The sequence below is a fragment of the Kitasatospora sp. NPDC059599 genome, from assembly GCF_042735125.1.
GTDB lineage: Bacteria > Actinomycetota > Actinomycetes > Streptomycetales > Streptomycetaceae > Kitasatospora.
Map to the genome: position 1 here is coordinate 1 of NZ_JBHWCL010000225.1, position 11,511 is coordinate 11,511.

General features: G+C 71.0%; 10 protein-coding genes. 5 read left to right on the forward strand and 5 right to left on the reverse strand.

Translation table 11 applies throughout. The features are described 5' to 3' along the window. Positions 1–148 precede the first annotated feature (148 nt). Positions 149–601 (reverse strand): GatB/YqeY domain-containing protein, encoded by a 453-nt coding sequence (locus ACFV04_RS41630; protein WP_360253616.1) that lies wholly within the window; start codon positions 599–601, stop codon positions 149–151. Between the two features lie 619 nt (positions 602–1,220). Between ACFV04_RS41630 and ACFV04_RS41635 the strand changes: the two genes are divergently transcribed. The 3 genes from ACFV04_RS41635 to ACFV04_RS41645 all read left to right on the forward strand — a co-directional run bounded on the left by ACFV04_RS41635 (position 1,221) and on the right by ACFV04_RS41645 (position 4,945). Continuing rightward, entirely contained in the window at positions 1,221–2,483 is a 1,263-nt protein-coding gene (locus ACFV04_RS41635; RefSeq protein ID WP_360253892.1) for a helix-turn-helix domain-containing protein, read from the forward strand. Between the two features lie 211 nt (positions 2,484–2,694). Next, positions 2,695–3,864, forward strand: coding sequence for a class I SAM-dependent methyltransferase (locus ACFV04_RS41640; protein ID WP_380346343.1), 1,170 nt, complete (start codon positions 2,695–2,697; stop codon positions 3,862–3,864). A gap of 67 nt (positions 3,865–3,931) precedes the next feature. Further along, positions 3,932–4,945: a methyltransferase domain-containing protein gene (locus tag ACFV04_RS41645; RefSeq protein WP_380346341.1), complete on the forward strand. Its 1,014-nt coding sequence runs from the start codon at positions 3,932–3,934 to the stop codon at positions 4,943–4,945. A 74-nt stretch (positions 4,946–5,019) separates the two neighbouring features. Here the strand turns inward: ACFV04_RS41645 and ACFV04_RS41650 are convergent, their stop codons facing one another. Together ACFV04_RS41650 and ACFV04_RS41655 are read right to left on the reverse strand one after the other, a co-directional pair. Then, on the reverse strand, positions 5,020–5,595 hold the full coding sequence (locus ACFV04_RS41650) for a hypothetical protein (RefSeq protein WP_360253621.1): 576 nt from the start codon (positions 5,593–5,595) through the stop codon (positions 5,020–5,022). Positions 5,596–5,613: 18 nt separating this feature from the next. Then, a complete protein-coding gene (locus ACFV04_RS41655) occupies positions 5,614–6,399 on the reverse strand; it encodes a thioesterase II family protein (protein ID WP_380536314.1) in 786 nt (261 codons plus the stop codon). A 159-nt stretch (positions 6,400–6,558) separates the two neighbouring features. Here ACFV04_RS41655 and ACFV04_RS41660 point away from each other — a divergent pair, with 159 nt between their 5' ends. Then, a complete protein-coding gene (locus ACFV04_RS41660; protein ID WP_360253625.1) occupies positions 6,559–6,894 on the forward strand; it encodes a hypothetical protein in 336 nt (111 codons plus the stop codon). 203 nt (positions 6,895–7,097) lie between these two features. Here ACFV04_RS41660 and ACFV04_RS41665 read toward each other — a convergent pair whose 3' ends face one another. Both ACFV04_RS41665 and ACFV04_RS41670 read right to left on the reverse strand, forming a co-directional pair. Next, the gene (locus ACFV04_RS41665; protein WP_380346336.1) at positions 7,098–8,357 is read right to left on the reverse strand and encodes a beta-ketoacyl-[acyl-carrier-protein] synthase family protein; all 1,260 of its coding nucleotides are present in this window, start codon (positions 8,355–8,357) and stop codon (positions 7,098–7,100) included. Positions 8,358–8,502: 145 nt separating this feature from the next. Further along, positions 8,503–9,519 (reverse strand): ferritin-like domain-containing protein, encoded by a 1,017-nt coding sequence (locus ACFV04_RS41670; RefSeq protein ID WP_380536316.1) that lies wholly within the window; start codon positions 9,517–9,519, stop codon positions 8,503–8,505. 203 nt (positions 9,520–9,722) lie between these two features. On the opposite strand from ACFV04_RS41670, the gene ACFV04_RS41675 reads away from it, so the two are divergent. Further along, positions 9,723–11,459 (forward strand): acyl-CoA dehydrogenase family protein, encoded by a 1,737-nt coding sequence (locus ACFV04_RS41675; RefSeq protein ID WP_380536318.1) that lies wholly within the window; start codon positions 9,723–9,725, stop codon positions 11,457–11,459. Positions 11,460–11,511 lie beyond the last annotated feature (52 nt).

The window sequence follows — 11,511 nt, forward strand, 5'->3', positions numbered from 1 at the left end:
GGGGCGTCCGCCGGTTCGGAGGACGCCCCTTCGGCGTGTTGCCGGGGTGACGGGCCGTCGGGGCCGCGGGAGCCCGTCAGCAGGCCCTACGGGGCCGCTCGATTCCGGCCAGAGCCGGCTTGACCCGACGGCCCCGGGCCGTCCGCGGTCAGGACAGCGCGGCCTTCACGGCGGCGGCGACCCGGCCGCCCTCGGCCAGGCCGTCCACCTGCGGCTTCACCAGCTTCATCACGGCACCCATCGCCTGCGGGCCGGTGGCACCGGTCTCGGCGACGGCGGCCGCCACGATCGCGGTCAGCTCCTCGTCGGAGAGCTGCTTGGGCAGGTAGCCCGCCAGCACCTCGCCCTCGGCCCGCTCCCGGGCGGCCTGGTCGGTGCGACCGGCGCCGTCGAAGGCCTCGGCGGCCTCCCGGCGCTTCTTCGACTCGCGGCCGATCACCTTCAGCACCTCGGCGTCGGACAGCTCGCGCTTCTGCTTGCCCGCCACCTCCTCGCTGGTGACGGCGGCCAGCGTGAGCCGGATGGTGGACGACCGCAGCTCGTCCCGGTCCCTGATGGCAGCCGTGAGGTCCTCGTGCAGCTGCTCCTTGAGCGTTGTCATTTCCTCTTCTTATCCTTCGGCTGTGGGCGGTCTCAACCAGGTTTCCACCAGGTATCCACTGCGACGTGCGCAGGTGAACGAGTATGCCGTGTCAAGGGCGGGCGGCCGTCGGGTGACGGCGCGTCAGCGCGGTGGCCGATCGCGGCCGGGAAGGGGCAGCGGGATTCGGCCACCCTGGCCGATAATGCCTGCATTCTCTCGGCAGAACAGCCGGAAATTGCCGGAAGCGCCGACGAGTTGCCGGTGCCAAACGGGGCAAATCGAGCGTAGCGGCAGGTTCGCAGAAATAGCCCGCGTAGTACACTCGTTCGCACGTAGCTTGAGTAGCCTATCGGGCTGTGGTCACCTCACCGTCAAAGACCGCTCCCGAGCAGCAGCGACAAACCACCACCACGTCCTCGACTCATTTTTCCACGGTTCCGACACATTACGGCCCGGGTCCGGCACGAGTGCTCTCGCATGGGCTCCACCATGACCGCGCGGCCGACCGTGATCGTTTTGGAGTGATTGGCGCCGCATCGGCGTGTTAAGTTCTGACTTGGATTCTGCTCACAACAGCAGGAAGCGCGGGGGAATGGACAACAATCAGCTTCGCTCCATGTTAGTAACCCAACGGAAGATGGTCGGCTGGAGCCAGGAGCAGTTAGCCGAGCATTCCAATGTAAGTGTGCGCACCATTCGCAATCTGGAAACCGGCGCCATCAAGAATCCGCGGCGCAGTTCCGTGGAACTCCTGGTCGGCGCCCTGCTGTCCGCGGCGACCAGCCAGGACACCCTGATATCCCACGTTGCCAATGCGGGCGCCCCGGCCGGGATGCTGTCCTCCCGGCTGGAACCCGGTCTGCTGACCAACGTCGTCGAGGTTCCGGACAACGCCCGGTGGCAGGGGCTGCGCCCCAAGACGGACATCACCGTCGGGCGCCAGGCCGACCTGCTGCACGTGGTGACCACCCTGCGGCCGGGCCGGCCGCTGGTGCTCACCGGACCGGCCGGCGTCGGGAAGACCCGCCTGGCCCTGGACTCGGCCGCCCACCTGCTCGACCGTTTCCGGGACGGCGTGGTGGTCCTGGAACTCGGTTCGGTGACCCCCGAGAGCGTCGACGCCGCCGCGGCCTCGGCGGAGGTGCAGCGCTCGCTCGACACCCTGCTGCACGGCTACGACCGGGACCCGAGGACCAACCCCGAGCTGCAGATGATGGTCGTCATCGACAACGCCGAGCACGTCATCGGCGCGGTGACCAGGCAGGTCAGGATGCTGCTGGACCGGCACCCGGCGCTCCACATCCTGATCACCTCGCTGCGGGCACCGGCCTCCATCCCGGCGGACCTGTGGGAGGTGTCGCCGCTGTCGGTCGACTACCCCGAGGGCAGCTACGGGTGCCCGCCCGCCGCCGAGCTGTTCTGCCGCCGGGTGCACTCGGTCGTCCCCACGCTGGACCTCAGCGACCAGATGCCGCAGGTCGTCGAGCTCTGCCGGCGGCTGGGCGGCCTCGCCCTCGCCATCGAGAACGCCGCCTTCCGGATGCGCTCGGTCCCCCTGCACGTCCTGGTGGACGAGTGCCAGGTCCTGCCGATCCTGGGACAGGACGAGGTGGGCGGACTGTCCCACCACCGCTCGCTGCACCGCAGCCTGGCCTGGGCCTACGGGCTGCTCGACGACCGGCAGCGCCGGGCCCTCAGACAGCTCTCCCGCTTTCCCGATGAATTCTCCATCGACGACGTCCGGCAGGAGCCGGTCGACGGCGGCCGGGAGCCCTCCCGCAATATCGATGTGCTGGCCGACCTCGTGGATTTCTCCGTCGTCCAGGTGAAGCGCGGCCACCAGTACGCGTACCGGGTCCCCCGGATGATGCGCGAGTACGTCAACGCCATTCCGGCCTGAGGCCGACCCACACTCACACCGTCCGCTCGTCGGGGCGTTCTCCGTCCACGCCGGCCGTACTGCCGCGCCCGGAATCCATTCCGGGCCGGCCCGGCCGTCGGGCGATCATTCGATCGAATCGACCGGTTCGCCGTTCCGGCCATTCCGGAAAACGCCTCTGCGGTTCATCCAGCACTGCCCGGCGAAATGCCATGAGCGCAAATGGGGATCGATGACCACGATAGACTCCTCCCTCCGCAACAATAGAACCGACGAAACGTCGGACGAGAACACCCCGCTGTCGGACACCGGTGTGGCGCCCCTGGTGGACGGTTCCAAACTGATCGGTGATCCCCGGGACGGCGCCGTCGTCCGGGCGTCACATCGCGTTTACGAACACTTGATCGCGATGTTCGCACCCGGCATGATCGAGGCCGCATTCGACCTCGGTGTCTTCGTCGCCCTGGCGGACGGCCCGGCCACCCCGGCCGACCTCGCCGAGCGGCTGGACGCCGACGCGCACGGCCTGCGGGTGCTGCTCGACGGCCTGTACTGCTACGAGATCGTCCAGCGGGAGCGCACCGAGGACGATCAGGACGCCTACCGGCTGGTGGACGGCATGGCCGAGTGCCTGCTGCCCGGCGGCCTCTACAGCCTCGCCGGCCGGATCGGCTACGACCGGGCCATCGGCTGGGACGTCTGGCGCAACCTCGCCGACATCGTCAAGCGGCCCGCCCGCGGTGCCGACGGCGACTACCAGGCCAACCAGCTGTCCGCCGAGGACTACGAGCAGGTGGCCCGCGGCATCAACTTCTGGGCACCGCCGATCGTCGAGTCGCTGGCCAACCTCCTGGCGGAGGAGGAGGGCTGGAAGGGCGAGGCCGACCGGACGATGCTGGACGTCGGCTGCGGCACCGGCATCTACAGCCAGCTGCTCCTGCAGCGCTTCCGGGGACTGCGGGCCACCGGCCTGGACCACCCGCGGATCGTGCCCATCGCCCGCGGGCAGGCGGAGCGGCTGGGCGTGCAGGACCGGTTCGAACCGGTGGAGCGCAACTTCTTCACCGAGGACTGGCACACCGGCCAGGACATGGTCCTGCTGGTGAACATCTTCCACCTGCAGACGGCGGAGGGCTCCGAGGAGCTCATGCGGCGGGCGGCGCAGGCCGTGCGCCAGGGCGGCGTGGTCGCGATCGTCGACCACATCGTGGACGACGAGACCGACGCCCAGTCGATCCAGAACCGCTTCTTCCGCCTGTTCGCCGCGTCGATGCTCGTCACCGGCGGCGGGGACTCCTTCTCCCTGGCGGACTACGACCGATGGCTCGACCGGGCCGGCCTGGTGAGGACGGCGCTGGTCGACACCCCGATGCACCGGATCCTGCTCGCCCGGCGCCCGTGATCACCACCAGCCCGGCCGGACCTCCCGTCCGGCCTGCCGGATTCCATTCCTTAGAGGGGACAAGGACGTGACCGACAACCTCGTGCTCGGAGCTGCGAGAATGACCGCCTCCGACATCTTCAACGCTACCGTCGCCTCCTCGGCGATCGGCGCCGCCTGGGAGGTCGGGGCGCTCGACGAACTGGCGGACCAGGACAAGCTGGACGTCGCCGAGTTCTCCGAACGCAACGACCTCGACCAGTTCGCGGTCGAGGGGATGTTCCAGGCCCTGGCCAGCGTCCGCATCGTGCAGCGGCAGGGCGCCCTGATCGTCAGCGACGTGAACTTCGCCGAGGTCTACCGCGCCAAGGCGTTCTACCACTGGCTGTCCCGCGGCTGCGCGGCGCTCTTCGCCGACATGCCGGCCGTACTGAAGAACGAGAACCGCGTCGGCAACTTCTACCGCCGCGACTCCGCTGCCATCGCGATCGCCTGCCGCGACATCAACGCCAACTTCTTCGACCCGGTGTTCAAGAAGGCCCTGGGCTCGGTGGGCGAGTTCGGCAAGATCGCCGACCTCGGCTGCGGCAGCGGCGAGCGCATCATCAGCGTGCTGCGGGAGAACCCGAACGCGACCGGCCTCGGCATCGACATCGCCGAGGGCGCGCTGGGCGTGGCCCGGGCCTCCACCAAGGAGGCCGGCTTCGAGGGCCGGGTGTCCTTCGTCAAGGACGACGCCACCAACCCGCAGCCGCACCCGGAGTTCGCCGACGTCGATCTCCTGACCTCCTTCCTGATGGGCCACGACTTCTGGCCGCGGGAGAACTGCATCGCCTCCCTGCGCGGGCTGCGCAAGGCGTTCCCGAACGTCAAGCGCTTCCTGCTCGGCGACACCGCGATGACCACCGACATCCCGGACTCCGAGATCCCGGTCTTCACCCTGGGCTTCGAGGTCGCGCACCGCATGATGGGTGCCTACCTGCCGACCCTGGAGGAGTGGAACGGGGTGTTCGAGGAGGGCGGCTGGCGCCTGGTGGAGGCGCACCGCGTGGTGACCCCGGCGGACAGCGTGATCTTCGAGCTGGAGCCGCTCGCCGACTGACGGCACGCGACGGTGCTCCGGGGCCGCGGGCCCCGGAGCACCGTCGCGCTACGCGCGGTGAACACGGCGCGTGATCAGTTCGCGCGGGCGTCGCTGCCCTCGGCCGCGGGCATCGTGTACCCGGGGCCGGTGGGCCGCACCTCGGTGATGCCGGGAGCCCGGCGCATCATCACGGCCTGCTGGACGGCCAGCGTCACACCGACCCCGAGCCAGACCCCGTTGCCGTTGAACCGGCCGTGGAAGAACACCACTTCGACGCCGCCGACGATCAGCCGCTCGGCCAGGTTCGCCACCCACAGCTTGGCGGTGGTCCGGCCGCCCTTGCGCAGCAGCCGGCCGGTCTGGTCGCGCCACATGGGCATCGTCAGACCGCGGTAGTAGCCGAAGACCAGCGAGAACGCCAGGCCGACGACCAGGAAGACGATGCTGGTCGTCGTCGCCTCGGCCGGGCCCGGCGGCAGGAAACCGCGCAGCACGAGCATCGCGACCCACAGGAAGGTCTGGGCCCTGACGTCGCGGACGCTGAACTGGGAGACGAGGACGATCGCCGTGATCAGGACGATGAACGCCACGTTGAGAATCGCGAACGTCGTGTCGTCCGAGGGCGAGTGCTGAGCGGCCAGGGATCCCCAGGATGCCAACAGCGTCATTGAGCCACCTCAGTGGTGTTAAGGGTGATGGTCGGGCCAAGTGCCTTGTGGCAGAAGGTCTCTGAGCGAGGCCACCACGGCGTCCGGGGCGGTGCGCGGGAAGTCGTGGCCGCCCTCCAGGACGGCCAGCGAGTACTCCCCCGCCGCGCAGGCGGACCAGTGGTGCAGGTGTTCGGCGGGCGCCACGGTGTCCTTGACGCCGCCGAGGACGTGCAACGGGGTGCGCACCGGGTCGGGGGCCGGCAGGACGTGGGCGTCGGCCAGGGCGAAGTCCTTCCGGATCCCGGCCAGCACGGTGCGCAGGAAGTCCGGGTACGCGAAGAGCTCGCGCGGGATCGCGTCCTGCCCGACCAGCCAGCGCAGGAGTTCGACGTCGCGCAGCTCGGACAGTTTCTCCGCCGGCGGCAGGTGCGGGGCGCGCGCGGCCGCCACGACGGTCGCCAGCGGCAGCGGGCCGCCCCGCCGCTCCAGGAGCAGGGTGACCTGATGGGCGATCAGTCCGCCCAGGCTGTGGCCGAAGAGCACGAACGGGACCTCGAACTCCCCGGCGAGCGCGGCGACCAGCTGCTCGGCGGTCTCCTCCAGCGAGTCGGGCAGCCGCTCCTCGGACCGGGTGCCGCGGCCGGGCAGCTCCACCGGCGCCAGCTCGACCCCGGCCGGCAGGTGCGCGCGCCAGCTGCCGAAGGCCCCGGCGCCGGCACCGGCCTGCGGCAGGCAGATCAGTCGCAGCCGGGTCGGCGACGCCACAACACGGCCGACGATCCAGGGAGTTGACGACGAAGTCGCCGGAACACCGGTGTCCATGACACCGAGCATAGGGGGCGGACCGGACCGATCTCCAGGCAAACCGACGGCAATCCGTCACCCCCGGGGGTGGTCCGGTCACCGAACGTTCGATCTTGCCGAGTCGTTGCCGGAGCGGATGCCTGGAATGTCGGACCCCGGCGCGGCGACGATCCATGCATGACCGACATCGCCTCCGACCAGATCCCTGACGTGATCAGCCAGCTGGTCCTCCTCATCGCACCGACCAAGAAGGACCGGATCGGTCCGGACACCAAGCTCGTCAGCGAACTGAGCTACCACTCGCTCGCGATGGTCCAGCTGGGCCTCACCCTTGAGGACGTCTTCGAGTTCGACAGCCTCCCCCAGGAGCGCGCCTCGTCGTTGGAGACCGTCCACGAGATCGTCGAGCTCGTCCGGGAACTCCTGGACGAGGGCGAGGGCGCCCTGCCGACCGTCGACCACCTGGAGTCCATCGTCGTCCCGCTCGGCGGCGAGTGGCCGCCGGCGTCCTGACCGAGAGCCACCACCACCGATCCGACGCCGCGTCACCGCCCTCGGGCCAGGATCCGCCTGGCCCGGGGGCGGTGACGTGTCCCGAGTCGGTGTCCCGTCCGGGGGCGGTGACGTGTCCGCGGGCGGTGGCCCGTTCGGGGGCGACGGCCCGGCCGGCGGAGGCGGACCCGGGCTCCGCGGCCGAGCGGGCCCGGGAGGGCGGCTCAGGCCCCGGCGCGGAAGGCCAGCACGGTGTTGTGCCCGCCGAACCCCGCGCTCTGGGTGAGCGCCGCCAGCGGCCCGGCGGGCAGCGGGCGGGGCGTCACCCGCACCACGTCCAGGTCGATCGCGTCGTCCAGGTCGTCCACGTTGATGGTGGGCGGTGCGGTGCGGTGGTGCAGGGCCAGGACGGTGGCCACCGCGGCCAACGAGCCGGAGGCGCCGATCAGGTGCCCCGCGGACGACTTCACCGCCGACACGGCCGGCCGCACGCCGCCGAGCGCGCTCCTGATCGCCAGCGCCTCCGCCGCGTCGCCCACCGAGGTGGACGAGGCGTGCGCGCTGACGTGGCCGACCTCGGCCGGCTCCACCCCGCCGTCCGCGAGGGCGCGCCGGATGGCCCGCGCCATGCCCTCGCCCTCCGGGTGCGGGCGGGTGATGTGGTGCGCGTCGGCGCTCGACCCGGCCCCGGCGAACTCGGCGTAGATCCGGGCACCGCGCCGCCGGGCGTGCTCACCGGACTCCAGCACCAGCACGGCCGCGCCCTCGCCCAGGACGAAGCCGTCCCGCTTCTTGTCGAAGGGCCGGGAGGCGCAGGCCGGGGCGTCGTTGTTGCGGGACAGCGCCTTCATCGCCGCGAAGGCGGTGATCGCCATCGGGTTGATCACCGCCTCCGTGCCGCCGGCCACCACCACGTCGGCCCGGCCCAGGCGGATCAGGTCCAGCCCGGCCGCGATCGCGTCGGCGCCCGCCGCGCAGGCCGTCGACGGCGCGTGGGCCACCGCCGTGGCGTTGAGCTCCAGCGCGCACAGCGCCGCCGCCGCGTTGTTCATCAGCATCGGCAGGGTGAACGGCGAGACCCGGCGGGTGTCCCCGGCCCGGATCAGGTCGTGGGCCGGCAGCAGGGTGCTCAGGCCGCCGATGCCGCTGCCGATGACCACCGCGAGGCGTTCGGACTCCGGGTGTCCCGGCGCGCCCGCGGCCGCGTCGAAGCCCGCGTCCTGCCAGGCCTCGCGCTGGGCGAGCAGCGCGAACTGAGCGGACCGGTCGGTGCGCCGGGCCTGGACCCGGTCGATCAGCGGGGCCGGCTCCACGGCGGCCGGGGCGGCGATCCGCACCGGCAGGTCCTCGGCCCAGGGATCGGTGATCGCGACCGCCGCCGAGACCCCGTCGAGCAGTGCCTTCCAGGTGGACCGGGCGTCGCCGCCCAGCGGCGTGGTGGCGCCGAGCCCGGTGATGACGACGTCGTCGCGCTGCGCAGGCACGCGGCCCCTCCGATTCGTTCCGGTCGTTCTCGTGACGGCGGTCTGGTGCGGGCCGCGCGCCGTACGGGCCGGCGGCACGGCACTCCCCCGTGTCCGGGCCGCCGGCGGGTCCGTCCCGCGGGTCGTTCGGTGTCGGTGCCTGCGGTCAGTTGATGCCGACGAAGGCTTCCGGCTTGGCGAGCTGCTCGCTCAGGAACAGGTCGCGCAGCTTCGGGCTGAGCAGGCCGACCTGCCGCAGGATGTGGATCACCTGCTGGAACAGCAGCTGGCGGTAGCCGAACATCATCGGGTCGTTCATGGCGAAGGTGATGCCGGCCTCGACATCCAGCTCCATGCGCTCCCACACCTCGCGCAGCAGGAAGCGGCGGGACATCAGGAAGATCGACTCCAGCAGGAACTCCTCCCGCGCCGCGCGCTCCTTGCTGTTCATCTGCTCGTACATCCCGGTGAGCGAGACCACGCCGAAGCCGATGTGCCGCGCCTCGTCGCGGGCGATCATCCGGGTGATCTGGGTGATGATCGGCTCACCGAAGCCGGTGCCCGCCAGCCGGGTCGCCGCCAGGGCGAGGCCCTCGACGATCACCTGCATGCCGAGGTAGACGATGTCCCAGTCGGACTCCGACAACAGGTCGCGCAGCAGCGACTTGAGGCCCGGGTTGATCGGGTAGGAGTTGCGCAGCTTCTCGTCGATGTACTTGGCGTACGCCTCGACGTGCCGCGCCTCGTCGGCGACCTGGGCGGCCGCGTAGATCTTGGCCTCCATGTCGGGCACGGTCTCCACCAGCCGGGCGGTGGTGACCAGGGCGCCCTGTTCGCCGTGCAGGAACTGACTGATCATCCAGGACAGGTACTCCCAGCGGAACTGGTTGATCAGTTCCTCGGGAACCGGGCTGCCCGCTCCGCGGAAGTTCTGCAGTCCGGTGCTCTGCCCCTCGTCCAGGACCGAGCCGAACCGCACCTCGTGGTTCCAGTCGATATCCGTGGCGGCGTTCCACTGCGCGATCTTGCTCTTCTCGTAGAGCGCCCAGAGACGATTGTTGCGCTCGCCGTAGTTCCAGTTGAGATTGGCCTTGAACGCGGCGTCGACCTCCATCAGACTCTCCCTGGTCCGGTCCAGGGTGAACAGCACGGTTTCCCGTTCGTCGTGGAATTCGGTAGTCATCGCCGCCGGGCCCCTTCGGATTGACGTACTGCCACACGGACACTCTCGGGCGGGAGTCACGCGAAAACCTAGGCACTCACTGGGCAACTTGCAGGCATGACGAGTTGCCTGCGCCCCTGCCTGGAACAGCGGAGGTCCCCCTGGCGACACTGCACCGGAACACCGCCGGACGTTCCGCAATCCCGTGCACAGGAGCCAGTCGTATGGAGCCGAATTCCGTTCCCCGTCCGACCCGGCAGCTCACCGCCGAGTTCGAGGGGCTGCTGGGCGACCCGCTGGACCCGTCCGGCCCGTTCTCCTTCGCCGAGGTCGTGGAGCACGAGGAACTCGACGAGGTCCCGCCGGGCGCGGAGCGGCTGCTCCTGGACTGGGGGCTGCCGGAGCGGCTCGTCCCGGAGGTGGCCGGCGGGCGGATGCTCAACCTGGAGTCGGTCCTGGCGGTGACCCGCTCGCTGGCGCGCCGGAACCTCACCATGGCCGTGATGTTCGGCTCCAGCATGCTCGGCTGCCAGCCGGTGTGGCTGTGGGGGACGCCCGAGCAGCGGAAGCGGGTCGCCCAGGCGGTGACCGCGGGGGACAAGCTGTGCTTCGGCATCTCCGAGGCGGAGGTCGGCAGCGACCTGACCACCACGGCCACCACCGCCGTCCTCGACGGCGAGCACTACGTCCTGGACGGCGAGAAGTGGCCGGTCGGCAACGGCAACCGGGCCCGCTTCTACACCGTCCTGGCCCAGGGCCCGCGCGGACCGGTGCTGCTGCTGGTCGACAGGCAGGAACTGGACCCGGAGAGCATCGAACCGAAGCCGATCGTCCGCGCCCTGGGCCTGCGCGGCCACGACGTCAGCGGTGTCCGCTTCACCGCCGCCCGGGTGCCCGCCGCCGGCGCGGTCATCGGCCGGCCCGGCCGCGCGATGATCGACACCGTCCGCACCCTGCAGATCACCCGCACCGCGATCGGCGGCATGTCGCTGGGCAGCATGGACGCCGCACTGCGGATCGGACTGGACTACGCGCACGAGCGCAGGCTGTACGGCGCCGCGATCCACCGGATCCCGGTGGTCCGCCAGCACCTCGTCGACGCCCACCTGGACCTGCTGGTCTCCGACTGCGTGGCGATCCCGGTGGCCCGGGCCCTGACCCTCGCGCCGGCGCGGCTGGCCCTGTGGTCCTCCGTGGTCAAGTACCTGGTGCCGGTGATCGGCGAGGAGACCCTGGAGCAGATGTCCAAGGTCCTCGCCGCGCGCAGCTACCTGCGCGAACTGGTCGCCTCCGGCGCCTTCCAGAAGATCCGCCGGGACCACTGCATCACCTCGATCTTCGAGGGCACGACGCACGTCAACCTGTTCAACATCGCGACCCAGCTGGCCGCGCTGGCCCCGCTCGCGGACCGGCCCGCCGAAGGCTCCGGGGAGCTGCTGACCCGGCTGTTCGACCTCTCCGCCGAGGCGCCGGTCTGGGAGCCGGACGGCAACAGGCTGGTCCTGGCGACCAACGGGCAGGACGAGATCACCCGGGGCTGGGGCGCAGCCGTGGCGGAGCTGGCCCGGGTCGCCGCGGCCGAGTGCCCGCCGGGCCAGGCCGAGGACCTGGCCGGGGTGGTGGCCGAGCTGGACCGCCGCCGGGCCGCGCTGTACGGCCGCGTCGCCGAGCACGGCATCGAGGCGTCCTCGGTGGCCGGCTCGCGCACCGCCGAGGACCACTGCGTCTTCCACGCCGCGTCCTCCTGCGTGCACGTCTGGCTGCACAACCGGGGCGCCGCGCCGGACGCCGGCTGGCTCGTCCTGGTGCTGCGGCGGCTGCTGCAGCGCCTGGACCGGGACGTGGTGCTGGACGAGCGGGAGGCGTACCTGCCGGGGCTGGAGGCCGTCATGGAGGAGTGCCGGGTCAGCCGGCGCTACTTCGGCCTGGAGGCCGTGCTGGAGCACGGTGCCCGGGGCTGATCCGGGAGCGCGGGGACGGCGCGCCCGGCGCAGGCCGGGAAGCGCGGGGAAC